At 64.5% G+C, this 25,420-nt stretch carries 24 protein-coding genes; 13 read left to right on the forward strand and 11 right to left on the reverse strand.

The window, feature by feature from the left end; genetic code table 11:
• The first annotated feature begins 317 nt into the window (after positions 1-317).
• The gene (locus JI664_RS14865; RefSeq protein WP_207014553.1) at positions 318-1,250 is read left to right on the forward strand and encodes a 3-keto-5-aminohexanoate cleavage protein; all 933 of its coding nucleotides are present in this window, start codon (positions 318-320) and stop codon (positions 1,248-1,250) included.
• 66 nt (positions 1,251-1,316) lie between these two features.
• On the opposite strand, the gene JI664_RS14870 is transcribed toward JI664_RS14865, so the two are convergent.
• Positions 1,317-1,730: a hypothetical protein gene (locus JI664_RS14870; protein WP_286174113.1), complete on the reverse strand. Its 414-nt coding sequence runs from the start codon at positions 1,728-1,730 to the stop codon at positions 1,317-1,319.
• Entirely contained in the window at positions 1,731-2,144 is a 414-nt protein-coding gene (locus tag JI664_RS14875) for a hypothetical protein (RefSeq protein ID WP_207014554.1), read from the reverse strand.
• A gap of 357 nt (positions 2,145-2,501) precedes the next feature.
• On the opposite strand from JI664_RS14875, the gene JI664_RS14880 reads away from it, so the two are divergent.
• On the forward strand, positions 2,502-2,810 hold the full coding sequence (locus JI664_RS14880) for a hypothetical protein (protein ID WP_207014555.1): 309 nt from the start codon (positions 2,502-2,504) through the stop codon (positions 2,808-2,810).
• Positions 2,807-3,151 carry a hypothetical protein gene (locus tag JI664_RS14885; RefSeq protein WP_207014556.1) on the forward strand — a complete coding sequence of 115 codons (345 nt, stop codon included), beginning with the start codon at positions 2,807-2,809 and terminating at the stop codon, positions 3,149-3,151. Before JI664_RS14880 ends, JI664_RS14885 begins: the two co-directional genes overlap by 4 nt.
• A gap of 181 nt (positions 3,152-3,332) precedes the next feature.
• Here JI664_RS14885 and JI664_RS14890 read toward each other — a convergent pair whose 3' ends face one another.
• Positions 3,333-3,695, reverse strand: a complete 363-nt coding sequence (locus JI664_RS14890) for a hypothetical protein (RefSeq protein ID WP_414707740.1) — start codon at positions 3,693-3,695, stop codon at positions 3,333-3,335.
• 41 nt (positions 3,696-3,736) lie between these two features.
• Here JI664_RS14890 and JI664_RS14895 point away from each other — a divergent pair, with 41 nt between their 5' ends.
• The 7 genes from JI664_RS14895 to JI664_RS14925 all read left to right on the forward strand — a co-directional run bounded on the left by JI664_RS14895 (position 3,737) and on the right by JI664_RS14925 (position 12,627).
• On the forward strand, positions 3,737-4,471 hold the full coding sequence (locus JI664_RS14895; protein WP_207014557.1) for a Crp/Fnr family transcriptional regulator: 735 nt from the start codon (positions 3,737-3,739) through the stop codon (positions 4,469-4,471).
• 193 nt (positions 4,472-4,664) lie between these two features.
• Positions 4,665-5,930, forward strand: a complete 1,266-nt coding sequence (locus tag JI664_RS14900; RefSeq protein ID WP_207014558.1) for an MFS transporter — start codon at positions 4,665-4,667, stop codon at positions 5,928-5,930.
• 44 nt (positions 5,931-5,974) lie between these two features.
• Positions 5,975-6,673: a hypothetical protein gene (locus tag JI664_RS14905; RefSeq protein ID WP_207014559.1), complete on the forward strand. Its 699-nt coding sequence runs from the start codon at positions 5,975-5,977 to the stop codon at positions 6,671-6,673.
• Positions 6,674-6,957: 284 nt separating this feature from the next.
• Positions 6,958-7,650 (forward strand): gluconate 2-dehydrogenase subunit 3 family protein, encoded by a 693-nt coding sequence (locus JI664_RS14910; protein WP_207014560.1) that lies wholly within the window; start codon positions 6,958-6,960, stop codon positions 7,648-7,650.
• A gap of 3 nt (positions 7,651-7,653) precedes the next feature.
• Positions 7,654-9,423 (forward strand): GMC family oxidoreductase, encoded by a 1,770-nt coding sequence (locus tag JI664_RS14915; protein WP_207014561.1) that lies wholly within the window; start codon positions 7,654-7,656, stop codon positions 9,421-9,423.
• 12 nt (positions 9,424-9,435) lie between these two features.
• Positions 9,436-10,758, forward strand: a complete 1,323-nt coding sequence (locus tag JI664_RS14920; protein ID WP_207014562.1) for a cytochrome c — start codon at positions 9,436-9,438, stop codon at positions 10,756-10,758.
• A gap of 261 nt (positions 10,759-11,019) precedes the next feature.
• On the forward strand, positions 11,020-12,627 hold the full coding sequence (locus JI664_RS14925) for an FAD-dependent monooxygenase (protein ID WP_207014563.1): 1,608 nt from the start codon (positions 11,020-11,022) through the stop codon (positions 12,625-12,627).
• Here JI664_RS14925 and JI664_RS14930 read toward each other — a convergent pair.
• The 3 genes from JI664_RS14930 to JI664_RS14940 are packed head-to-tail and all read right to left on the reverse strand — an operon-like array spanning position 12,614 to position 14,572.
• On the reverse strand, positions 12,614-13,843 hold the full coding sequence (locus JI664_RS14930; protein ID WP_207014564.1) for an amidohydrolase family protein: 1,230 nt from the start codon (positions 13,841-13,843) through the stop codon (positions 12,614-12,616). The two genes, JI664_RS14925 and JI664_RS14930, sit on opposite strands and share 14 nt — an antisense overlap.
• Positions 13,844-13,863: 20 nt before the next feature.
• Positions 13,864-14,220, reverse strand: coding sequence for a hypothetical protein (locus tag JI664_RS14935; protein WP_207014565.1), 357 nt, complete (start codon positions 14,218-14,220; stop codon positions 13,864-13,866).
• On the reverse strand, positions 14,207-14,572 hold the full coding sequence (locus JI664_RS14940) for a Rieske (2Fe-2S) protein (RefSeq protein WP_207014566.1): 366 nt from the start codon (positions 14,570-14,572) through the stop codon (positions 14,207-14,209). The genes JI664_RS14935 and JI664_RS14940 overlap by 14 nt, the downstream gene beginning before the upstream one ends.
• 181 nt (positions 14,573-14,753) lie before the next feature.
• Between JI664_RS14940 and JI664_RS14945 the strand changes: the two genes are divergently transcribed.
• Complete coding sequence (locus JI664_RS14945) at positions 14,754-15,671, forward strand: acyl-CoA thioesterase (protein ID WP_207014567.1); 918 nt, start codon at positions 14,754-14,756, stop codon at positions 15,669-15,671.
• Between the two features lie 7 nt (positions 15,672-15,678).
• Here the strand turns inward: JI664_RS14945 and JI664_RS14950 are convergent, their stop codons facing one another.
• The 5 genes from JI664_RS14950 to JI664_RS14970 are packed head-to-tail and all read right to left on the reverse strand — an operon-like array spanning position 15,679 to position 21,850.
• Positions 15,679-16,404 (reverse strand): enoyl-CoA hydratase/isomerase family protein, encoded by a 726-nt coding sequence (locus JI664_RS14950; RefSeq protein ID WP_207014568.1) that lies wholly within the window; start codon positions 16,402-16,404, stop codon positions 15,679-15,681.
• Entirely contained in the window at positions 16,401-18,755 is a 2,355-nt protein-coding gene (locus JI664_RS14955; RefSeq protein ID WP_207014569.1) for a xanthine dehydrogenase family protein molybdopterin-binding subunit, read from the reverse strand. Before JI664_RS14955 ends, JI664_RS14950 begins: the two co-directional genes overlap by 4 nt.
• A complete protein-coding gene (locus tag JI664_RS14960) occupies positions 18,752-19,537 on the reverse strand; it encodes an alpha/beta fold hydrolase (protein WP_207014570.1) in 786 nt (261 codons plus the stop codon). Before JI664_RS14960 ends, JI664_RS14955 begins: the two co-directional genes overlap by 4 nt.
• 8 nt (positions 19,538-19,545) lie before the next feature.
• Positions 19,546-20,670: an LLM class flavin-dependent oxidoreductase gene (locus tag JI664_RS14965; RefSeq protein ID WP_207014571.1), complete on the reverse strand. Its 1,125-nt coding sequence runs from the start codon at positions 20,668-20,670 to the stop codon at positions 19,546-19,548.
• Between the two features lie 10 nt (positions 20,671-20,680).
• The gene (locus JI664_RS14970; RefSeq protein WP_207014572.1) at positions 20,681-21,850 is read right to left on the reverse strand and encodes an LLM class flavin-dependent oxidoreductase; all 1,170 of its coding nucleotides are present in this window, start codon (positions 21,848-21,850) and stop codon (positions 20,681-20,683) included.
• Between the two features lie 377 nt (positions 21,851-22,227).
• On the opposite strand from JI664_RS14970, the gene JI664_RS14975 reads away from it, so the two are divergent.
• A complete protein-coding gene (locus JI664_RS14975) occupies positions 22,228-23,700 on the forward strand; it encodes an NAD-dependent succinate-semialdehyde dehydrogenase (protein WP_286174114.1) in 1,473 nt (490 codons plus the stop codon).
• Positions 23,701-23,717: 17 nt separating this feature from the next.
• Positions 23,718-25,418, forward strand: a complete 1,701-nt coding sequence (locus tag JI664_RS14980) for a thiamine pyrophosphate-requiring protein (RefSeq protein WP_207014573.1) — start codon at positions 23,718-23,720, stop codon at positions 25,416-25,418.
• The last annotated feature ends 2 nt before the right edge of the window (positions 25,419-25,420 follow it).

The raw sequence follows: 25,420 nt of genomic DNA on the forward strand, positions 1-25,420 counted from the left end.
CTTCAGAGCCAGACAGTTTCAATGTCGATCCGATCCACCAGTTGCCGGGACTGAACACCTAGAAAGGCGCGACGGTTTGAGCGGGGAATCGGGGGCTTCGCGCCCCCGGACCCCCGCGGAGTATTTCCAACAAAGTGAAAGACGCGGGGAGGGCGCGCGGGGTCGGCAGGTTGTGCTTGATCGCGCGCGGCGCCGTGGCATGGTCATCATGCTTTTCGCGCCACGCGGTCTCTGGGGGTTTCTGCGTGACCGCTGGGGCGTTGAACTTTTCCCGCTCAGCCGTCGTGTGAGCGGCCTTGCCAAGAAGGAGGCCTGACATGGCCCGCAAACCCAAGACCATCATCACCTGCGCCCTGACCGGGGCGATCCATACGCCCACCATGTCGGACGCCCTGCCTTACACCTATGACCAGATCGCCGAGCAGGCGATCGCTGCGGCCGAGGCCGGGGCCGCGATCCTGCATCTGCACGCGCGCAACCCCGAAACCGGCGCGCCCTCGATCAACCCCGACGATTTCGCGCCCTTCCTCGCGCGGATCAAGCAGGCGACGAATGCGGTGGTGAACATCTCGACCGGCGGCTCGCTGACCGCTTCGATCCAGGAGCGGATCGCGCCCGCGAAGACCTTCTCGCCCGAGATGTGCTCGATGAACATGGGGTCGCTGAATTTCAGCTTTCACGGGCTGGCGGCGCGCTACAGCGAGTGGAAATTCGACTGGGAGAAGGATTACGTCGAGGGCTCGGAAGGCAATATTTTCCGCAACACGTTCCGGGACATCAAGGAAGCGGCCCAGACGCTGGCGCCGCACGCGATCAAGTTCGAGCACGAGATCTACGATGTGGGCCATCTCTACAACCTGAAATTCATGATGGATCAGGGGCATTTCAAGGCGCCGATCTTCCTGCAATTCGTGCTGGGGATCCTTGGGGGGATCGGCGCGGATGTCGAGAACCTCGTGTTCCTGAAGCGCACCGCCGACAAGCTGTTCGGCGATCAGTACCGCTGGTCGGTTCTGGCGGCGGGGGCGGCGCAGATCCCGATGGCGGTGACGGCCAGCCAGATGGGCGGGCATGTGCGCGTCGGTCTGGAGGACAGCCTGTTCATCTCGCGCGGGGCACTGGCGGAATCGAACGCCCAGCAGGTCGCCAAGATCCGCCGTCTGGTCGAGGAGCTCGGCCATGAAATCGCCACGCCGGACGAGGCGCGCGCGATCCTCGCGCTGAAAGGCGGCGATCAGGTAGCGTTCTGACACGCGGCTTGCAGCGAGTGACAGGGCGACCGGCGGCACGATCGGCAGCATGCCCGGCGGGGCGGATCAGGCCATAAGCGTTTGCTGATGCGACAGTCGCAGCCAGCCGCCCGCGTCGCTGAGATAGGTCGAGGCGCACAGGACGCGATACAGAGGCTGGTCGGGCTTCTCTGCCGTGGCGCGATAGCTGAGGATGACAACGTCGCCGCATTCCGTTGCCCGGCGCTCGGCCATGATGATTGATTGCCATCCGCCTCGTCGCTTGGCGCCGTGCCAGATCGTGTCGCCCTCAAGAATGCCGGGCGGATAGGGAACGATCATGATCGCGTTGTTTGCCATTGTCGCGCGCACGCTTTCGGTGTCGCCGGTCCAGAAACGCTGTTCCAGGTCCCACAGGATCTTCTGATCCAGCGGTGAGGGCAGTCCCGATCTATGCGCGGCATGGTCGAGGGCGGTGCTCCGTGTGGGGTACGGCGTCATTCAGACGCCGCCCCATGTGCCGGAAAACACAAGCTCGAGCAGGATCATCGTCACGATGGCCGCGGTCAGGAGGATTGCGGGCGAAAAGGTCAGTTTCCTGCGCGTGTCGTCGCCTTCCGCGCTGGCCGGTGCGGACCCCGGAAGCAGAGGGGCGAGCTTACGCGCGACCTCGCTATTGCCGGTCGCAAGCGCGGGGACGTCGCGGCACCGCGACAACAGCATCCCCAGGCGCGACACCGCCGCGTCGCGGCGCGAGGCGGCGAGCCCTGCGGCCTCTTCCCACGGATCGAGATTCAGCCGCGCCAGCACCGATAGCATGGTCACCTTGGCGCCGTTCATGTCTTCACCGACCGAGGCGAAGAGAAACCGCTCGAAGGCGGGGTCGTTGGGGTTCAGCGGGCTTGTCACGGACATGGTCGTTTCCACCTTCTATGGCGCTTCGGATCGCGGTATGGCGGAAGAAACGGAAAGTCCTTCGCCGGGCGCGGCCAAAGGAACTTTGGTTGCATCCAGTCTTAGCGCAGTCACGCGCTGTGCAGGCTGACGCAGATCAGTCTGACGCCCCGCTATCTTGCTGTTTTCTTGCTCTCGCGATGCGGTTTCGGTCCGGGTTGGCGCGGCTGTCATTGATAGCTGCGCTAACATGGGTCAGCCCGCGTCGCCCGGTCGCCCGTTATAAGCGGCCATACCAGCAGGCCGGGTCGTCTTTGCCGTAAATCGGCGCAAGGTGGGCCCGGTGACGGCCCCCTGCACGCAGCACGGAGACCAGCGATGGCCATGCGCTCGACCACGACGACTGTAACCTTCGATCACCCGTTCTTTCTGTCCGGCTATCCGGACGAATTGCCCGCCGGCACGTACGACGTGATCGTCGAGGAAGAGCGTCTGGAAGGCCTGAGCTTCGAGGCCTATCGCAAGACGGCGACCTATCTGGCCGTGAACGGCAGGGGTCGCATGGCGGGGCGCTCTGAGCTGCGCGCGATCAGCGAACGCGATCTGGACATGGCGCTGGGCTTTGACCGGAAATCCACCACCGACCATAGCGAGGCGGCGCTTTCCCCGTCAGAGGATATGAAATGAACACTCCCGAATGGATCAAACCCGCGCTTTATGGCGCTGTCGCCGGTGCGATCGTTGTTGGCGTCGTCGGGTTTACCTGGGGCGGCTGGGTGACTGGCGGCACGTCGAGCGAGAGGGCCATGACCATGGCCCATGACGATGTCGTCGCCGCCATGGTGCCCGTTTGCCTTGAAATGGCGCGCACTGATCCCGAGCGGGCGGCAAAGCTGGAACTGATCCGCGCTGCGTCGACCTATCAGCGGCGCGTCGTGCTGATGGAGACCGGATGGGCCACTGTCCCCGGAACCGACGAGCCCGACCGCGACATTGCGCAAGCCTGTCTCGCAGAGCTTGAGCTGTAAGCGCCTGCCGCGACCCGTCCCGCAGATCAGGCAGAACCGCCTTCGATCTGAGGGATGGGCGGGGCATTGCGGCCCTGAGAATCACGGCCTTTGCCTTTCCGCTTTCGGCGGGGGCAACGGCCGGGATTTTGCGGTATGCGCCGGGGGCGCACCGCGCGTGACTCCGGCGGGCCCGCTTTCCTCAGGGTTGGCTGAGGCCCGCGGGCGGAGTGCGCATCGGCGTCTCTGCTGCGATGATCTGGTTGATAAGCGCCGCGGCGGCCTTGTGCATTTCTGATTGGGGGCCGTTGAAGGAAGTGTTCTCATGCGTGGCCGCCGCGTCGCGGAGGATCCCCACGATCTCGTGCCCGGGCAGCAAGCCGCAGTCGTTTATCGCTAAAAGCAGGGACTCGCAGATGGAAAGGGCGGCCAGTCCTGCAGCGTCGCTTGACATAGACATCCGATGGGGTCCTTTCAGCGTGTCGCGTTCCGGCAGCACGGCCCGACGCGTTCGCCCTTTTCGCATGAAGGGCCCGATGCCGGGCTGATCGAAAGCAGTCTGCACGTCGTTCCCGGCACTTTATCCGCTTATGAAAGGCGCGCGCCATGGCCACGGCGGCACCAAGCCCGCTCACCCGCAAACTCTCGGCCTTTGTCGCCTTGTCGGAGGCCGAGCTTTCGGTGCTGGCGCGTCTGCACGGGCGGCGGCGGTCCTTTCTGGCCGGTCAGGATATGGCGCATCAGGGGCAGTCAGGTCAGGCCGCCTATATCCTGTCGGCGGGCTGGGTGTGTTCCTACAAGATCCAGCCGGACGGCACGCGGCAGATCGTCGATTTTCAGGTGCCCGGCGATTTCCTCGGATTGCGCAGCGTATTGCTGCGCGCCTCTGACCACAGTTTCGAGCCTGTCATGGACATTCTGGCGGCTGAAGTCCTGACCAGCGATCTTCTTGACGCTTTCACGCAGACGCCGCGTCTTGCCACCGCGATTCTGTGGGCGGCATCGCGGGACGAGGCTATGGTGGTCGAGCACCTTGTCGGGATCGGTCGGCGCGACGCCGAGGCCCGCATGGCGCATTTCCTGCTGGAACTGGCCTCGCGGCTGGCGCTGGTGGGTTTGGGCAGCAAAGAGGGCTACGCCTGCCCGCTCACGCAATACCACCTTGCCGACGCGCTCGGGCTGAGTGCGGTCCATGTGAACCGCGTGCTGCGGCAATTGCGCGAAGCCGGTCTGGTGACCTTTCGGGACGGGCAGGTGACGATTCACGATTATCGCGGGTTGGTCGATCTGGCAGAGTTCGATCCGGCCTATCTGGATCAGACCGGCCCGTTGCTGCGCTGACGCGATCTCGCCACCGGCTTTCCGTCCTCCGCGCGCGCGTTATCCGTCCCCGAAGCGGATTTTCCATGCACCCGCTAACTGATGAGCAGACGTGCGCGGGGTGACCTCTTTGCGTCGTATCGAGACGCTCGCATGAAACAAACCGGCTGTTACAGTTGGCGGGACGGGTGTTCGCCAACGGGAAGGTAGTCGCGTGATTCAGGTACTGTCCGGGGTCTGGGCCCTGCTGCTGGGTGTCGTGCTGATCATGCTGGGCAACGGCATGCATTTCACGCTCATCGGCCTGCGCGGCGGAATCGAGGGGTTCTCGGCGGGCGAACTTGCGGTCGTGACCTCTGGCTATTTCGCCGGTTTCCTTGCGGGCGCGCGCGTGAGCCCGATCATGATCCGGCGGGTCGGGCATGTGCGGGTCTTCGCGGCGCTCGGTAGCTTCATGTCGGCGGGTCTGATCGCCTTTCCGCTGGTGACCGAGCCGTGGATATGGACGATCCTGCGCGTGCTGATCGGCTTTTGCATGTCAGGCATTTACGTGACGGCGGAAAGCTGGCTGAACGATGCTTCGACGAACGAAAACCGGGGCAAGGTGCTGGCCGCCTACATGATCGCGCAGACGCTGGGCATCATCGGCGCGCAGGCCCTGCTGACCCTGGGCGACGCGGCCTCGTCGGCCTTGTTTATCGGAGCGTCGATCTTCGTGTCGATTTCGTTCGCGCCGATCCTGCTGTCGGTATCACCCGTCCCGGCAGCCGAGGTGGCCAGACCTATGCCGCTGCGCACGCTGTTCAACAGCTCACCCCTCGGCACCGTCGGGATCTTCTTTCTGGGCAGCGTCTACGCCACGCAATCGGGCATGGGCGCCGTCTTCGGGTCGCAGATCGCGCTGAGCGCGGCGCAGATTTCGCTGTTCGTGGCGATGCTTTTTGCCGGGGCGCTGGTCTTGCAATATCCCATCGGCTGGCTGTCCGACCGGATGGACCGGCGCAGGCTGATCTTCGGCGCGGCGGCTCTGGGCTTTGTCTGCTGCGGCCTTGCGTGGATGGCCGGGGACAATCTGTGGGCGCTGATGGCCGCCGCTTTCTTCGCCGGGGGCGTCACGACGCCGCTTTATGCTCTCTTTCTTGCCTATACCAACGACTCGCTTCCGGCCGAGGATATGCCGGCGGCCTCGGGCGGGCTGGTGCTGACCTTCGGGATCGGCGCCATTCTCGGGCCGCTGGCCACGGGCTGGGCGATGCAATCCCTTGGGCCGTACGCGTTCTGGCTGGTGCTTGGCGGGACTTTCGGCGTCATCGCGCTGTACGCGCTCTACCGCATGACCCAGCGCGCCGCAGCGCCGGTGAGCGAGACGGAAAGCTATCTCGGCGTTCTGCCAAGCGCGTCCCCTGTTGCCGTCGAAGCCGCAGGCGTCTGGGCCGCAGAACAAGCCGAAGAGCGCAAGGCGGCCGAGGACACGGCCTGACAGCGGCCTGTCCTGCGCGCCACAGGGGCCGTACGTGGCGCGCCATGAAACCAAACCGCGCGGCGGTGGTTGCCCCCGGTATCGTGCCCCGAAACCCGGCCCAGGGAGGTCCGCCCACCATGCTGCAATTCCTGTCCGACCATATTCAGGTCGTGAACGCGGTGCTCAACGCGGCGATGGTGGTGATCTGGGTCGTCTATCTGCAGATCTTCCTGATCAGCCATCGCCGCCAGTCGCGCAGTGTGATTCACATTGATCTGGGGGCGGCGAAGGGCGCGCAGTCGCGGTGTCTGGTCACCAATCTGAGTTCTGGCGCTCTGTATGTGCAGGGCATCGTCGCGGATCTGGTCCGCGACGATCATATGTCGCGCACCATCGTCACCGACCGTGACGAGATCAGCGAGGATGAGACCGACAACCCGATGTCGCGCACCAACCGGGGCACGCTGCAACCGGGGCAGACGGTCGATATCGGCTCGCTCAACGATCTGGTCCGGCGGGCGCGTATCCGGCTGGATGAGGAATGGTTCTTCGAGCAGATCGACAGCGTGACGATTTCGGTCGTTGCGATCTCGGGTCAGGCCGAGCGGATCGTCGGTGCGTCCAAGACGTTCAGCGTCACAAGCGACGACGAGCGCGGCACGGTCTGGTTCAACGCGCGCAACGTGCTGACGAAACAGATGCGGCCGCTGCGCACGCGCGAGGAATTCAACAGCCTGCTGCGGGAAAGGAAGTTCCAGTAGCGCACGGGCTTTTGAAAGAAGTTGAAAAAAACAGGAACCCGGACGGCGGCGCCCGCGTTGACCCGCAGAGCGCCTGCGCGGTCAGACCGCGCCCAATAACTCTGATCACACCAGAGGAGCCCATGCCTTTCCGGGGATTCGCTGCCATCGCGGGCGGCAATGCCTGATCGCGAAGACTTTTCAAAAAGCCCAAGGCGCGCAGTTTTTACCGTCGTCCTGAGCAGCCTTCCCTTCTGGCCGTCCCCGCCTTTCCAGCACGTTTCACGTCAGACGGAGGATGCCCGATGACCCCCAGATTTCTTCATGCCACCCGACGCCGGTTTCTTGGCGGTACCGCATCGGTGGCGGCGCTTGCCAGCCTATCGATGCCGTTGCAGGCGCAGGAAAACCTTGTCCCGCTCGACGAATACGAACCCACGTTCCTGAATGCCGCGGAGTGGGCCTTCATCATGGCCGCGACGGCGCGGATCATCCCCTCTGACGGGGACGGCCCCGGCGCGATCGAAACGCGGGTGCCGGTCTTTATCGACCGCCAGCTTGCAGGGCCGTTCGGTGCCGCCGCCGATCTCTATATGGAGGGGCCGTTCGACGTCGATGCGGACCCCAATCTGGGCATCCAGTCGCCGCTGACCCCGTCCGAGATCTACCGCGAGGGCATTGCCGCCTTTGACGCGTGGTGCGTGGATAATCAGGGCGGAAGCTTTGCCGACCTCGACGCGCAGGCGCAGGACGCCGCGCTGACCGCGTTGTCGCAGGGCGAACCTCAGCTGCGGCCCGAGCTGCTCGAATTCTGGTCGCTCTTGGTGCAGAACACCAAGGAAGGCTATTTCGCGGACCCGATGTATGGCGGCAATGCCGGGATGCAGGCATGGCTCTATATCGGCTATCCGGGCGCGCGCGCCAATTATCTCGAATGGGTGGGCCGGAACGAAGAATACCGCCTCGGCCCCGTCAATATCGCCGGCGAGAGGGCCTGAACCATGGCACGCACAGATCCGAAAAGAGACGTCGTCATCGTGGGGCTGGGCTGGACCGGCTCGATCATGGGGATCGAACTGGCCAAGGAAGGGCTGGATATCCTTGCGCTCGAGCGCGGGCCCGACCGCAGCACCGTGCCCGATTTCCAGTATCCCAACGTCATTGACGAACTGAAATACGGGATCCGCTTTGGGTTCATGCAAAAGCCGCGCAATTCCACCATTACCGTGCGTCGTTCGCTGGACGAGGTGGCGCAGCCGATGCGGCGGCTGGGGTCGTTCCTGCCCGGCGATGGTGTCGGCGGGGCCGGGATCCACTGGAACGGCCAGACATGGCGGCCGATGGCCAACGAATACAACCTGCGGTCCTATGTCGAAGAGAATTTCGGCGCCGACACGATCCCCGAGGACATGACGATTCAGGATTGGGGCGTCACGGCGGAAGAGCTGGAACCCTATTACGACCGGTTCGAATACATGGCCGGTATCTCGGGGCAGGCGGGCAATATCAACGGCGAGATCATCGCCGGGGGCAACCCGTTCGAAGCGCCGCGCAGCCGGGATTATCCCCTGCCGCCGCTGCCGCAACAGGTGGATTCGCAAATGTTCGGCGAGGCCGCGGCCTCGATGGGCTATCACCCGTTCCCGCGCCCGGCCGCCAATGCCTCGGCGGCATGGACGAACGAATACGGGATGCAGCTTGGCCCGTGCAATTTCTGCGGTTTCTGTGAACGCTATGGCTGCATCAACTATTCCAAGGCCTCGCCGCAGACCTGCATCCTCGATGCGCTCAAGCGTTACGACAATTTCTCGTACCGGGTGAATTCCGAGGTGCTGCGCGTCAATCTGGCCGCCGACGGGCGAACGGCGACCGGCGTTACCTATTGGGACGACGAGGCACAGGAAGAAGTCACCCAGCCCGCCGATCTGGTGATCCTTGCCGCCTATCAGCTGCACAATGTCCATCTGATGCTGCTGTCGGGCATCGGCGAGCCCTATAACCCGCGCACCGGCGAAGGGGTGACGGGCAAGAACTACGCCTATCAGATGACCGGCGGCACGACGCTGTTCTACCGCGATGTCGAGTTCAATCCCTTCGCCGCCTCGGGCTCGTCAGGCATCAGCATCGACGATTTCGCCATCAACCAGATCGACTTCGCGGCCGAGGGATTCATCGGCGGCAGCTATATCACCGCCGGGCTGTCCAACGGTCAGCCGATCCGCGGGATCTCGCTGCCGGCGGGCACGCCCTCGTGGGGGGCTGAGTGGAAGGCGGGGATCGGCGAGTGGTACGGCCACGCGATGTCGATTGGCTCGCACGGGTCCAACCTGTCCTATCGCGATTGCTATCTGGATCTCGATCCGACCTATACCGATCCGCATGGGCGTCCGCTGATGCGCATGACCTTCGACTGGAAGCCCAACGATATCCGTATGACCCAGTTCATGCGCTCCAAGATCGAGGAGATCGCGCAGGCGATGGAGCCCGATAGCTGGCGGTCGGGCTACAAGTCCGAGGGCGCGCGCTATGATATCCGCCCCTATCAGACCACCCACAATGTGGGCGGGGCGATCATGGGGACCGATCCCAATACCTCGGCCGTGAACCGCTATCTGCAGGCCTGGGGACAGCACAATGTCTTCGTGCTGGGCGCCGGGGCGTTCCCGCAGAACATCCAGTACAACCCGACCGGCGCGGTGGGCGCGCTGGCCTATTGGGCGGCGGACGCGATCATCAACGATTATCTGCCCGATCCGCGGCCCCTGGTCTGAGGAGGACTGACAATGCGCATCTTCCTGAAAACAATCGCCGCCCTTGTCGTGATCGGCATTCTGGTGCTGCTGGCTATCATCTATGTCCCGGTTCAGCGCACCCCCGCGCAGACCGCGCTGGCCGATGACTGGCAACCCGAGGACGGCCATGGCGAATACGCCATGCGCCTTGCCGATTGCATGGCCTGCCATACCGCCGAGGGAGGCGAGCCCTTTGCCGGCAACCGCGCGATCGAAAGCCCGCTGGGCACGATCTATTCCACCAACATCACGCCGGACCCGGAAACCGGTATCGGCAACTGGACCCTCGCCGATTTCCGGGCCGCGCTTTATGACGGCGTGCGCCCGGACGGCACGCAGCTTTATCCCGCGATGCCCTACGCGAATTTTCGGCAGGTCAGCGAAGAAGACCTGCGGGCGATGTACGACTACTTCATGAACGATGTCGAACCCGTGCGGCTGCAGGTCGAGGAAACGGCGCTTGCCTTTCCGTTCAACCAGCGCTGGGGTCTGCGGCTGTGGAAATGGGTCGCGCTGGACGATCCCGGTTTCACGCCGCAATACGACGATCCCGTTCTGGCGCGTGGCGAGTACCTGACCGAGGGCCCCGGCCATTGCTCGGCCTGCCATACGCCGCGCAATACCGTCATGGCGCAGGCCGGTCTGCGCGCAAGCGATCCCGAATTCCTCGCCGGGGGCGAGATCGCGGGCTGGACGGCGCCTCCGCTGCGCGGCCCTCAAAGCGCGATCCGTGGATGGAGCGCGGAAGACGTTGCGATGATCCTCGGCACGGCCCGCAACGCCCATGCCGCGCTGAACGGCGAGATGCAGCTTGTGGCGCGCGACTCGACGCAGTTCGTGACCGATGACGATCTGATGGCGATCGGCACCTTTCTGGTCGGTCTGAACGATCCTGACGCCCCGCGCGCCGGGACAAGCGACGACGCCGAGCCGACCCAGACCGAACAGCTGCTGACCGCCGCCGATCCCGACATGGCGCTGGGCCCGCGTCTGTATCTCGACAATTGCAACGCCTGTCACTTCGTGAATGGCCGGGGCGCGGACGAGGTGTTCCCGGAACTCGACGGCAATTCGCTGGTGACGGCAGAGCGGCCAACCGGCCTGATCGCGATGATCCTTGCGGGCTCGCAATTGCCTTCGACGGAACTGCGTCCCTATCGGCTGCAGATGCCGGGTTTCGGCGAGCGTCTGTCGGATGACGAGGTCGCAGCCCTTGCCAGCTTCGTGCGCTCGGCATGGAGCAACGACGCGGCGCCGGTCTCGGCCTCGGACGTGGCCGATCTGCGCGGCGAGGTGCAACCGGCGGTCCGGTAACCAGACAGAACCGGCGCGGCCCTTGCGGCGCCGGTTCCCGTTTCTTTGTTCCCCAAATCACGGGCGCTGAGACGCGTGGCCTGATCGCGGCGCCGGAATCGGGGCCGGATGGGCCTTTCTTCGGGCCAGTGACACGCCCACTGTCAAACAGATTGTTACAGTGTTAAACGTCGTATCCCACGCCGATGCGGCGCGTTTCGTGGCCTGATTTCATCTCTCAGGGCGCGGGGCTTTGCCGTTCCCATCCCGAAGGAGCAATCCATGCCACGCACCCCGGACGATCACCCGTCGCTCACCGAACAGCCGGATTATGACGTTGTCATCAATGGTGGCGGTCCTGTGGGGATGGGATTGGCGATCGAGCTGGGACAGCGGGGCGTGCGGGTTTGCGTGGTCGAACGTTACACGACGCCGCAGCCGGTGCCCAAGGGGCAGAACCTGACCCAGCGCACGACCGAGCATTTCCATTTCTGGGGCTGCGAGGAAGAGATGCAGGCGGCGCTGAGCGTGCCGAAAGGCGGTGGCATCGGCGGGCTGACCGTCTATGGCACCTTGCTGTCGGAGTACCATTACAACTGGCTGGACCGCTCGAAGGTTCGCGATTTCTATTTCACCCGCAACCTGCGCCTGCCGCAATACACCACCGAAGCGATCCTGCGCCGCCGCGCGGCCGAGGTCGCGGGCGTCGACATCCTTTACGGCTGGCAGGGGGTGGCACTGACCCAGGACAAGGCGGGCGTGTCGCTGACCATCGCCGAACGGCAGGGCGAGGCGCAGCGCGTGCTGCGCGGGCGGTATCTGGTGGGATGCGACGGCAGCCATTCCTTCACCCGGCAGGCCGCAGGCATTACGCAGACGCAAGAGGACCATAACCGCCTGATGGCGCTGGTGGTCTTTACCTCGGTCGAGCTGGACGATCTGCTCAAGCGCTATCCGGGCAAGGCGTTCTACAGCGTCCTGAACCCGAAATACGATGGCTACTGGCTGTTCTTCGGCCGCGTTGATCACGGCAGGTCGTGGTTCTTCCACGCCCCGGTGCCGCCCGGCACGACGGCCGAGAATTTCGACTTCCCCGCCTTCCTTCACGAGGCCGTGGGGCAGCCCTTCGATCTGACCCTCGATTACGTCGGTTTCTGGGACATGCGCTTTGCGCAGGCCGACGCTTACCGCAAGGGCCGGGTTTTCATCGCCGGGGATGCTGCGCATTCGCACCCGCCCTATGGCGGCTACGGTATCAATAGCGGGCTAGAGGACGCGACCAATCTGGGCTGGAAGCTGGCCGCCAAGTTGCAGGGCTGGGGGACCGAGGCGCTGCTGGACAGCTATCACACCGAACGCCACGGCGTCTTTGCCTCGACCATCAAGGATTTCATCGCCAAGTTCATCCGCGAGGACCGGGATTTTCTGCGCAACCACGCGCCCGACCGCGATCTGGCGGATTTCACCGCGCATTGGGACGCGCGCAGCGCCGATACCAGCGAGGTGACAGCCTTCGAGCCGCATTATCAGGGCTCGCTCCTTGTCGACGGCGCGCCCGGCGCGCCTTCGTCGCTGGGCGGGCACGAGATGCGCGCGCGCGCCGGGCACCACCTAGCGCCGCAACCTCTGTCGGACGGGCGCAATGTGTTCGATGGACTGGGGGCGGACCATGCGCTGCTGGCGCTGGCCGATGCCGATCCCGCTGCGATCATCGCGTTGCAGGCACAGGCCGCGAAGGCAGGCGTTCCGCTGCGGCTGATCCGCGACACCGGCGCAGCCGCGCGCGAGGCCTACGGCGTACCGCTGATCCTGATCCGCCCCGACCAGTTCGTGGCATGGGCCGGCGATACCGCGCCCGAGGGGCTGATGGACCGCGTCAGAGGCGCTTGACCGGCGTCGGGTCCAGATTGAACAGCTTCGCCGCGTTCAGCCCCAGAATATTGCGCTTTGCCTGTTCGCTGAGGAAAGGCAGATCGTAGATCTCCTGCGGCAGGTCGAAATCGAAATGCGGCCAGTCGGACGCGAACAGCAGTTGGGACTCGGCGTTGATCATCTCCAGCGTCAGTTCCAGCGCCTTCATGTTGCTGGTTTCCATCGGCTGCGTTGTGTACCAGCAATTCTCGCGCATATAGGCGCTGGGCAGTTTCTTGAGCTGCGGCGCCTCGGACGGGCGCATCAGGTACTGATCGTCCAGCCGCTGCATCAGGAACGGGATCCACGCCAGCCCGCTTTCCACCCAGATGCTTTTCAGCTTGGGGAAACGCTCGGGGATGCCGTTCAGAATCCAGTTGGTCATGTGGACCATGTTGCACCACACAAAGCCCAGCGCATGCATCCCGAGGAACCGGTTGACGGTCGCCAGCGACGCATCCTGCCAGTGATAGGCGGCGTGGAAGGCGATCGGCAGGCCGCGTTCTTCCAGCATCGCATAGGTGCGCATGTAATCGTTGTGATGCACCGGCTTGTGTCGGGTGGACGGCACGCAAAAGCCGATGACGCCGGGCTTATCGGCGAATTCCTCGATCGTGCGCTCGGCCTCGGCGGGGACGTTGAAGGGCAGATAGGCCAGCGTCTTGATGCGGCTATCGACGCTCAGCACCTTGTCGATCAGCCAGCGGTTATAAGCGCGGCCCAGATATACTTCCATTTCCGGCTGCGGATGCAGGCCGAGCGTCAGCATCGGCGTAGGAAACAGCACCATGTAATCCACGCCAAGCGACTGCATCGCCCGCCGCGTCAGCGTGACATCGCGGTGCGTGCCCGGTTCGGTCTTTTCACGCAGGCTGGCCTGATGCGGGATACGCCCGCCGACATCCTGATATTTCAGCCCCATATCGCCGTTCAGCCCATAGGGCGCGCCGCCCAGCTTTTCCTTGTGGAACAGCATCGCCTGATGGCGGATCACCGGGTCCTCGATATACTCGACCAGTTCATGCCAGCTGACGGTTTCGACGTGATGGGCGTCGACATCGCAGATCAGCCAATCCTGCAGCCCGCGTTTCTTCGCGCCCTGGTTCGCATGGGCCAGGATATCGCGGGTATCGGTGGTGACGTCGATTTCCTGCACCGGCAAGTCGGTGGCGCGCTGGGGTGTCGTGGCATCCATGGCAGAACTCCGGTTGGATTTCAGTCTTCGTCGGGGCGGCGGCGATACCACAGGGCCAGCTCCATCGGGCCCAGATGCAGCGCGCGCAGAACCTCGGACAGGGCGGTCAGGGCCTCGGTCGGTGAGACGACATCACCCTGTCCCGTCAGAGGACGAAAGGTGCGTTCCTCGCCGTCGCTCTTGGCGGCATAGAGGCGGATCGCGGCGGTCATCAGCTGCGCCACGGCCTCGTCCGAGACCCGCGCCGCCTCGCCGGTTTCGGTCAGCGCGCGGCTGTCTTCCTCGATCCGGCGCGCGGCGTCGTCGATCCAGGCGAAAGGATCGTTGCGGCCTGCGCTGTCAGGGGCATGGTCAGAGGCGGGCTCAGACAATGACATGGATGGCCCCGTCGCGGATGGCGATTTCGGCGCGGAACAGCTTCATCCGGTCATTCCCGTTGCAGCGCCCGGTTTCCAGATTGAATTCGTAGCCATGCCAAGGGCAGACCACATGCTGGTCGCCCTCATCGTATTGCAGCAGCCGGACCTGTCCGCGCTCATCCACCGGCTCGATAACGCGGGCATAGATATGGCCCTGACAGATCGGCCCCTGACGATGCGGACAGATATTGTGCCACGCATGAAGCTGACCCTTGATGCGGAAGATGCCGATTTCGTGCTGTCCGCATTGGACCACTCTGCGCCCGCCCTCGGCGATGTCGCTTTCGTCGCAGACCAGATAGTCGGTCATCGATCCCCTCCCGGAATGTGGCCGATCCATTCAACATCGTTGAATGTCTTTTTATATGGCTAGCAGACATCGCAACCCGGTCAAGGCCGTTGCCTCATATCAGGGGTGCTGATACGAAAAAACGTGTACGGATTGGGGAAAGTCCGCAGCGGGTTATCGGCAGGGGGCGAGAGGGCAGGACATGAGTGAACTGGTCGAGGTCTGGCGCGGTGGCGTCAATGCCTGGGAATGCGACGAAAACGGGCATATGAACACGCGTTTCTATGTCCATCGTGCCTGCGAAGGGCTGGTCATGCTGTTCGCGCGCTGCGGTCTGCCGGGCCTGTATGCCCCCGCCGCGCCGACTACGCCGGTGATCCGCGACATGCATATCCGGTTCCACCGCGAGGCGCTGCTGGCCGCGCCCTTGCGGATGCGGGGCGGTTTCTTCGCGCATGACGAGGCCCGCGCGCAGGCCGTGCTGGTGATGGAGGATCTTCGCAGCGGCGAGGTCAAGGCGACCTTCCGCATCGCGCTGGACCATGCCGACAGCGCGGATGCCACCACGCTGCATCCCTGGCCTGCGGGCTTTGATCCCGTGCGTGTCGCGGTGCCCGACAACGCCCTGCCGCGCGGGACAGCGGATGGCCCGGTCGAGAGCGCCGCCGACATCAACCGCGCGCAAGGACTGATGTGCATCGCCGCCGGGGCGATCGGGACGGAAAAGCTGGACGCTTTCGGGCGCATGGCGGCGCCGGGCTTCATCGGGGCGGTGTCGGACGGCATCCGGTCGTTGACGGCGCCCTTGCGCGAGATCGTCTCGCGCACCACCGCCACCCCGGTGGAGCAGATGGGCGGCGCGGTGGTCGAGTTCCGGGTGCTGCATCTGGACTGGCCGCGCGCGGGCGACGTGTTCGAAATCCGCTCGGGGCTGGCCAGCGTCGATGGGCATGTCAAATCGCTGATCCACTGGATGCTGAATCCGGTCAGTGGGCAAATCTATGGCTCGATGCAATCCATCGCGCTGGATTTCGATCTGGGTAAACGCGCGATGATCAAGTTGACGCCCGAGACCCGCGCCGAATTGCAGGCGCATGTGGTCCCGGGCCTGACGCTTTAGCCCCGCCTCAGCGGAATTTCTCGGCCGTCGCGGTGGCGTTCAGCAGCGCCGCCAGTTCCTTGCGCGTGGCATGCGAGGATTCCGGCGCGCGGATCAGGAACGCCTTGATCGCGCGGACCGTCGCGGCCGAGTTCTTGGCCAGCTGCGCGGCCAGCCGTTCGACTTCCGCGTCGAGATCGGCATCGGCAACCACCTTGCCGATCACGCCCATTTCCAGCGCCTCGGTCGCGCTGACGGGATCGCGGGTCAGGACCAGTCGCGCCAAGGTCGCGCGCGATACCCGGTCGCACAAAGCGTCCATTACCAATGTCGGCGCGATGTCGTGGTTCATCTCGGGCACCACGAAGACCGCACTTTCGGCGGCGACCGCGACATCCGCCAGCGCCGCCAAGGCGCAGCCCACGCCCCCCGCCTTGCCCTGTACGCGGGCGAGGACCGGCACCGGGGCGTTGCGCAGGACGTCGTAGAAATCCAGCACCGGGTCCGAAATCATCGCGCGCAGGTCGTTTGCCGTGGCCTGTGTGCCGGGCTTGGGCATCGCGGCCACGCGCCCGGTGCAGAAATCGTTGCCTTCTGCCGTCAGGACGATCACGCGGGTTTCGGCATGGACCGTTATCACCGCATCGGTGATCGCCGCCGTCATCGCCGGGGTCAGCGCGTTGCCCTGTTCAGGACGCTTGAGCACGATCCGCAGGACGCCGCCGTCGCGCTTTACGTCGATTTCGTCGCTCATGGCTTTTGCTCCTTCGCGGCCTCTATCGCCTGCCAGATATGCAGCGGGGTGGCTGGCATTTCGACATGGTCTACGCCCAGCGGGGCCAGCGCATCGACCACGGCGTTGATCGCTACGGCCAGCGCGGGCGTTGTGCCGCCTTCGCCGCCGGGGCGAAAGCCCATTGGGTGACTGGTGGCGGGCACTTCGCTGATGGCGGTGTCGAAGCTGGGGAAATCCGTGGCGCGCGGCATCTGGTAATCCATGAAGGACGCGGTCAGCACCTGTCCGGTTTCGGGGTCGAAGGCGAAGCTTTCAAACAGCGCCTGACCGACGCCCTGCACGATACCGCCATGCGTCTGGCCGTCGATGATCATCGGGTTCAGCGCCCGGCCCACATCATCGACCGAGGTATAGCGCAGGATCTCCAGCGCGCCGGTCTCGGGGTCGATTTCCAGCTCGCAGGCCGCGCAGCCATAGGGGAAGGCCAGCCCCGCCGTGATCTCGTCGCAGCTTTCCACGACGGGCCCTCTCAGGTCATCGGGCAGGGTCTGATCCTGCTCGGCGGCGCGGGCCATCTCGAACAGATGCAGCACCGCGTTGCCGCCGGGGTGACGGAAATAGCCGTCGGCGAAGGTCACGTCGTCGGGCGGGACATTGTGCAAAGCGGCGAAGATCGCCTTGCCGCGCGTGATCACCCGCTTTGACGCCTGATCCATGACGATGCTGCCGAACCGTAGCGAGCGCCCGGAATGCGAGCCGCCGCCGGCCAGCACGAAATCGGTATCGCCCGAGCGGATCACCACCTTTTCGACCTCCAGCCCCAGCCACGAGGCGACAAGCTGCGCGAAAGCGGTGCGGTGGCCCTGTCCGGTATCCTGCGTGCCAAGGATCACCTCGGCGATGCCGTCTTCCGGGCGAAGCGTGATCTCGGCCCGTTCGCGCGGGTTACCGCCGGTGCCTTCGATGTAATTGGCGAAACCGAGGCCGCGACGCAGGCCCTTTTTGAGCGATTCCGCGCGCCGATCCTCGAACCCGGCCAGATCGGCCATCTCCAGCGTTTTCTCCATCGCCGCGATATGATCGCCGCTGTCATAGGTCACGCCGAAGGGATTGGCATAGGGAAAGGCATCGGCCGGGATCATGTTGCGGCGGCGCAGCTCGGCCCGGTCGAACCCGCATTGCCGCGCGGCCAGATCGACCAGCCGCTCGATGGCATACATCGCCTCGGGGCGTCCGGCGCTGCGGTAGGGGATGGTCGGCAGCGTGTTGGTCATGACCGCCCGCGCCACGGCATGGACCACGGGGATGCGGTAAAGCCCGGTCATCAGCTGCACGCCCTTGTTCAGGGGCGTATAGGACACCGTATGCGCGCCGATATTCGAGGTGTTGACGCAACGCAGGGCGAGGAAATTCCCCTCGGCATCGAGGGCGAGTTCGGTATCGACATGCAGGTCGCGGGCCTGAAAATCCGTGGTGAAGGCTTCGACCCGTTCGACCTGATGCTTCACCGGCAGCCCGATAAGCCGCGCTGCGTGGGCGATCACCACCCATTCGGGATAGGTGGCGTTGCGGGTGCCGAAATTGCCGCCGACATCCTCGGGCGCCCTGATGCGGACCTGTTCCAGCGGCACCGCCAGCGAGGCCGCGATATGCTCGCGGATCTGCACAACACCGCCGCCGCCCGAGCAATGGACGGTGAAACGGCCGGTATCGGCATCGTATTCCGCCGAGGCCGTGCGCGGCTCCATATGCACGCCGGTCACGCGGTTGATCTGGCTGACGAAACGCACGCGATGGGCGGCCTTGGCAAAGACGGATTCCACGGCGGCGCTGTCACCCAGTTCCGCCTCAAGCGCCAGATTGCCGGAAACATGGTCCCACAGTTCCGGCGCCTCGGGTTCCAGCGCCTTCAGGGCGCTGGTGACGGCGGGCAATTCGTCCCAATCGGCGTCGATCAGCTCGGCGGCATCCTTGGCGGCTTCGAGCGTGCGGGCGATCACCACCGCATAGGCTTCGCCGATGTGGCGCACCCTGTCGGTCGCCAGCGGCAGATGCGGTGTGCGGGCACGTTCTGAGCCGTCGCGGTTCGCCAGCCGCACATCCGCGCCGAATTTCGAACTGCCGATGGCATGCGGGATCGGCTGCAACCCGGCCTGCACCAGATCGTCGCCCGTCAGGACCAGCAGCACATCCTCGGCCTCGCGCGCCATGCTTGTATCGACGCCCAGGATCCGGGCATGCGGATAGGGCGAGCGGGCGAAAACCGCATAGACCATGCCCGCGTCCTGCCGGTCATCGGCGTATTTCCCCTGACCGGCCAGAAGCCGCAGATCTTCCCTGCGGCGGATCGGTGCACCGATATGGCTCATGCAGCGGCTCCGCGATTGAGAACAAAGCCCTGTCCCCGGGCGAGGAACTCGGTCCAGAGCCGCGAAACCCTGTCCGGCTGATCGGATTCGATGGCATGCGCGGCGTCAAAGACGAAGCTGCGCTGCGATACCGGGATGTGCCGCTTCAGATGCGCGCCGGCCGAAGCGGGGACGACCGGATCTTCGGTACCCAGCAGGATCAGCGTCACCGCGCTGATCTCGGCCAGCCGGGCGTTGAGGGCTTCGTCGACCGTGGCGCCAGCGGGAAGCGCCGCCATCGCCTCATAGGTCAGGCGGTTGGCGGCCATGACCGGGCCGGGCTTGGGCGGCGCGGTGATGCGGTCGGGATGGGCATACAGCGCCTTCATCCGGGCAGCGGGATCATCGGGCAGACCGCCCTTGCCGTCGAAGCGAAACCCGGCCGGGACCTGAAGGATCAGGTGATCGACCATGTCGGGCCGCAGGACCGCCAGCCACATGGCGACCCAGCTGCCGAAGGACGACCCGATGACATCGAACCGCGCGCCAATGGTCGCTTCGGCGAAATCACCGACAAAGGCGGCATAGGTGAGCACACTGTCTATCCCCGGCAGGCTTTGGGTGCCGTCAAAGCCCGGCGTGACCGGGGCATAGACGGTGTGGGTCTGCGCCAGCGCCTCCATCGGCTTCGAGATAGAAACCCCGCCCGCCGCGTGCAGGTACAAAACGGGCTTTCCCGTGCCCGCGATATGATAGTCGATCGCCCCGCCCGGAAGCGTGGCGCGTTCAATCCGATAGCTCATGGCTTTCCTCACAAGGATGCAACCTGTGGCACGACCCGCTCGCGGAACAAGGCCATGCCCCGGTCCACGACGCTGTCGGGCATGTTGCCGACCTTCATCGTCAGGTTGATGATTCCGCAGCCCAGCTCGTCCTTGAGCCGCCTGATCTGTCTGACCACGCTGTCCGGACCGCCGCAGATGATCGACCCGGCATCAATCTGTTCCTGCACGTTGCGGGCGCGCAAGGTCGCCAGCCGCTTCTGGAAATTCTCGCCGATATCCGAGCCGGTGTAATAGCGGCTTTGCTGCAGTACCAGCTGCTGCGCCGACCGCTGGGGCCGCATCAGTGTCTGGTGGAAATAGTCCTGCGCCGAGGCCATGACCGCGTGCGCTTCCTCATCCGTGTCGCACAGGCAGAATTGTTGACCAACAAGGATATCGTCCGGCGTCGGATCCCAGCCATAGCCATTCGAGACCTTGCGGAAATGGGTGATCGCTTCCTTGGCCGCATCAAGGTTCTGGATCAGCGTGATCCCCATGATCGCCCGCATCTTGGCCACGAATTCGGCCGATTCCGCGTTCGAGGCAGACATCAGGATGCGCGGATGCGGTTTCTGCACCGGCTTTGGCCAGATCGACACGGCGGGGAACTGGTAGTGCTCGCCCTCCCAGCCGAAGGGCTCGTCCTCGGTCCAGCATTTCAGGATCAGCTCGGTCGCCTCGCGCAGACGGCTGCGCGATTCATCGGGCGGGACGTTGTAGCCGATATATTCATGCGGGATGCCGCGCAGGAAACCGGCGATCAGTCGCCCGCCGCTCATCACGTCGATCATCGCGTATTCTTCCGCCACTCGCACCGGGTTCAGAAGCGGCAGCAGGTTGCCCATCACCGCGATCTTCGCCCGGTCCGTCCGCATCGCCAGTGCGCTGGCGATCAGGTTGGGATTGGGGTTCAGGCCGTAGGGGCTGTAATGATGCTCATTACAGCCGATCCAGTCGAAGCCGCTGGTTTCGGCCTCAATCAGCTGATCGACATAGGTCCGGTATAGGCCGGTGATGTGGCTGCTGTCGATGCCCTGCGTGCTGACCGGCCATTCATGCGGTTCGCGGTCGAAATCGGGATAGGGCATCAGGTGGAAGAAGTTGAATTTCACCGTGTTGCCCTCAGGCCGTCTGCAGGGTGGCATCGGCCCCGGCCTTGCGAAGCTCGGGGATGACCTCGGTCGCGAACAGGTCCATGTTCTTCCTCGTCAGATCGGCGGGCAGCGTGCCGAATTGCAGCATCGTCAGCAGATGGCCGAAGCCGATTTCGCGGTAGGCTTCGGTCAGCTTGCGGGCCACGGTTTGCGGGCTGCCGCAGATGAACTTGCCTTCGGCCATCACGCTGTCGATGGTCTGTTTCTTTGAATGCCCTGCCTTGGCCTTCATCGCGCCCATCATCGACTGGGCCGAGGTGTAGCCGGGCGGCAGCAGCATCTCCATCGGCATCCGCAGGAACTTCTGCAGGAAGGCGTCGATATGCGGCTGCGCTTCGGCATAGGCCTGTTCGTCGGTTTCGCCCACATAGACCGGCAGCGACCAGCCCAGCTGATCCTCGGTCGCCTCGTAGCCGTGGCGGCGCGCGACGTCCTTGTACATCTGCATGTATTTCGACACGACCGAGGTCGCGGCGAAGGTCTGCAGATAGGTATAGCGCCGGTCGGGATGGGCGGCCCATTCGATGGTTTCGGTCGACCCCTGGCTGGGCACCCAGATCGGCGGATGCGGCTTGTTCTGATAGGGGCGGGGCCAGACGTTCACATAGGGGAATTCGTAATGCTTGCCCTCGAAAGCGCTGGGCCCCGGCTGGGTCCAGGCCTGCAGGATCAGGTCATGCGCCTCGTGGAAGCGTTCGTGCGAGAAGGCGGGGTTCACCCCCCAGGCGTGGTATTCCGCGCCGATCCCCCGCACGAAGCCCGCGATGAAGCGCCCGGCGGTGATGTTGTCGATCATCGAGAATTCTTCGGCGATGGTCAGCGGGTTATTGACCAGCGGCAGCGCGCGGCCCAGTACGGCGATCTTCACATTCTTGGTGCGCCGCGCTAGCGCGCCGGCCATCACGGCGGGCACCGGCATCAGGCCGTAAGCGTTCGAATGATGCTCGTTCACGCAGATGCCGTCGAAGCCCAGCGTGTCGGCGTATTCCAGCTCGTCCAGATACCGGTTGTACAGCGCGTGGCCCTTCTCGGGGTCGTAATAGGTGTTGGGAAGAGTGACCCAGGCGGAATCGTGGTGCTGATCATAGGATTGGTCCAGATCCGCATAGGGCATCAGGTGCATGAAGTAGAATTTCATCGTGGCTCCTCCCATGGCGGTGTGGCGCCGCCGTTGGCCCAAAATGTATATCTTTCGGTCTGCGGTCAATAAAAATACAATGTATAATAAACTTTGATATGGACGAAAAATGCCGCTGAAGTATAACGACGAGAACGGGACCGTCCTGCGCAGTAAATCCCTATTTTTTGGACTTTATTGTTGGTGTCAGGTCGTGTCCGGTGTCCCGGAGATCGGGGCTTTCTTGCCGCGTTTCTCACGTTGTCCCTCGCGATTGGCGCCATCGCCTCAGCAGCATGCTCGGCAAATGGTATGCACTTGACTTTGTAAGGTTTCCTTATAACAAAAGGGAGTGGAATCGGTCACAGCCGGATGGCCGTGCGTCTGGGAGGGCTGCAATGACCATGTCGACAAAGGCGGGCGCATCGCCCGAGGGTGCACACCGATACGTGGCGCCGCAGCTTCTGATTGACGGGGAGTGGATCGGCGCCGATGCGCGCGAGACCTCGCCGGTGATCAACCCGGCCACCGGGCGCGCGGTGGGTCATGTCCCCCATGCCAGTGCCGCCGATCTGGACCGCGCGCTGGCTGCGGCCGAGCGTGAATTTCCCCGCTGGCGCAAGACCAGTCCGCGCGAACGCGGGCGCATCTTGAAGCGCGCCGCTGATCTGCTGCACGACCGCGGGGAAGAGGTCGCGCGCCTGGCCACGCTGGAAATGGGCAAGCCGCTGGCTGAATCGCGTATCGAGCTGCATGTCGCCTGCGAGGAACTGGAATGGTTCGCCGAAGAGGCGCGTCGCACCTGGGGCCGCGTGCCGCCGGGCCGCTTTGGCGAGACGCGCTTTTCGGTCCACAAACAGCCGGTCGGGCCTGCCGCCGGGTTCTCGGCCTGGAACTTTCCCATCGGCAATGCCTGCCGCAAGCTGGGCACCGCGCTCGCCGCGGGGTGCCCGATGATCTACAAACCCGGCGAGGAAGCGCCCGCCGCCGCCCTTGCCGTCGCCCGCTGTCTGGTCGAGGCCGGTGTGCCAGCCGGGGTGATCGCGGTGGTTTTCGGCGTGCCCGATACGATCTCGCGCCATCTGCTGGCCTCACCGATCATCCGCAAGATCTCGTTCACCGGATCGGTGCCGGTGGGCAAGCATCTGGTGAAACTGGCCGCCGACACGATGAAACGCACGACGATGGAACTGGGCGGCCATGCGCCGGTTCTGGTCTTCGACGATGCCGACCAGCAGGCGGTGCTGGACCAGTCCGTGCAGCGCAAGTACCGCAATAGCGGGCAGGTCTGCGTGTCGCCCACGCGGTTCTATGTGCAGGACGCCTCGTATGACGCTTTCTGCGACGGCTTTGCCGAGCGGGCAAAGCGCATCCGCGTCGGCGACGGGCTGGACGCCGAAACCGGGATGGGCCCGATGGTTCATGCGCGTCGCCGCGACGCGATCGAGGCGCTTGTTCAGGATGCCCTCGACCACGGGGCAAGATTGCTGGCGGGGGGCGAGCGTCTTGGCAATGAGGGGTTTTTCTATGCCCCCACCGTGCTGGCCGATGTCCCCGACAGCGCCCGCATCATGTCCGAAGAGCCGTTCGGTCCCGTCGCCGTGCTGAACCGGTTCAGCGGCGTGGATGACGCGGTCGAAAAGGCCAATCGCCTGCCCTACGGTCTGGCCGCCTATGCCTTTTCGCAGAATGTTGCCACGATCCATCGGCTTGCCGACGATATCGAGGCCGGAATGCTGGGCATCAATTCGTTCAACATCTCCATGCCCGAGGTGCCGTTCGGCGGCGTCAAGGAAAGCGGCATGGGGTCCGAAGTCGGGGTCGAGGGGCTGGACGCCTATCTGGTCACCAAGACCCTCAGCATCACCTGACCGGGAAAGAGAGCGCCATGAAATACCAGCCCCCCGAAGGCGTGATCGCCGCCGAAGACGTCCTGAGCCGGATGAAAGCCGCCGGGGTCGATGTCCTGTTTGCCAATGGCGGCACCGATTTCCCCTCGATCATCGAGGCCTATGCCCGCGCGCCTGAAACCGGCATCGATATGCCCGAGCCGGTCATCATCACCCATGAAGGCGTCGCGCTGGGCATGGCGCATGGCTATTACCTGATGGCGGGCAAGCCCGCCGGGGTCATCGTGCATGTGAATGTGGGCCTTGCCAATTCGGTGATGGGCATCGTCAACGCCGCGTCCGAACAGATCCCGCTGCTGATGTGCTCGGGCCGGACCCCGCTGACCGAAAACAACCGCTTCGGCAGCCGATCCAGCCCGATCCACTGGGGGCAGGAGATGCGCGATCAGGCGGCGATGATCCGCGAGGTCGTCAAATGGGATTATGAACTGCGCTATCCCGAACAGGCCGGAGCCGTCATAGACCGCGCGATGAGCATCGCCCTGAGCGAGCCCTGCGGCCCGGTCTATGTCAGCCTGCCGCGCGAAGTGCTGGCCGAGGCCGTGCCGGGATCGCAGGCGCAGTCCAAGCCTTCGGTCGCGCCGACGCGTTATGCCGCCGCCGATGCCGCGCAGGTCGCCCATGTCGCCGACCTGCTGGCCAAGGCTAAGCGCCCGGTGATCATCACGCAGAGCCCCGATCATCATTCCGGGTTCGAGCCGCTGGCCAGCATGGCCGAGAAACACGCGCTTCCTGTGGTGGAATACTGGTCGACCCGGCAGGCGCTTTCGACCCGGCATCCGATGCATGCCGGGCGCGACCCCACGCCCTGGGTCAGGGATGCCGACGTGATCGTCGCCGTCAACGCGATGGTGCCGTGGGTGTCGGACCATGTCTCGCCGCCCGAAGGCTGCGTGGTGGTGGGCCTTGGTCCCGACCCGCAATTCCGCGCCGTGCCGATGCGCAGTTTCGACATGGATATCTCGCTGGGTGGCGGCACGCAGGCGACGCTGCAGGCTTTGTCTGACGCCCTCGATGCGGCGGCGACCGGCGACGATCATGCCGAACGGCGCGCGCGCGTCGCCGCGTTCCGCGATGAGCAGGCACAGGCCGTGGCGAAGCGGGTGCAGCAGGGCAAAGGGCGACCGATGAACCCGGCCTATGTCAGTCAGTGCCTGAGCGATGCGGCGGATGACAACACGACCTTCTTTAACGAACTGGGTTTCGATCCGACGGTGATGGATTTCGACGCGCCGAAGACCTATTTCTCGTCGCCGCTGTCGGGCGGGCTGGGCTGGGGTCTGACCGCGGCCCTCGGCGCGCAGCTGGCCGATCGCTCACGGCAGGTGATCGCCTGCATTGGCGACGGATCGTATGTCTTTGCCAATCCGGTCGCCTGCCATCAGACCGCCGCCTCGCACGGTTTGCCGCTGCTGACGGTGGTGTTCAACAACGGCATCTGGAACGCGGTGCGGCGATCGACGCTGTACATGTATCCCGATGGCAAGGCGGCCACCGCCAACACCATGCCGATCACCCAGCTGGCAGCGATGCCGGATCATGCCGCTATCGCCCGCGCCCACGGCGCCCATGCCGAGCGGGTCGAGGATGGCGCCGATCTGCCCGACGCCATCGCGCGCGCTCTGGCCGCGACGCGCAACGGGCAGCAGGCTTTGCTGGACGTGGTGGTCAGCTACTGATC

Origin of the sequence: Rhodobacter sp. NTK016B, from assembly GCF_017303295.1 — a bacterium.
Classification (GTDB): Bacteria; Pseudomonadota; Alphaproteobacteria; order Rhodobacterales; family Rhodobacteraceae; genus Pararhodobacter.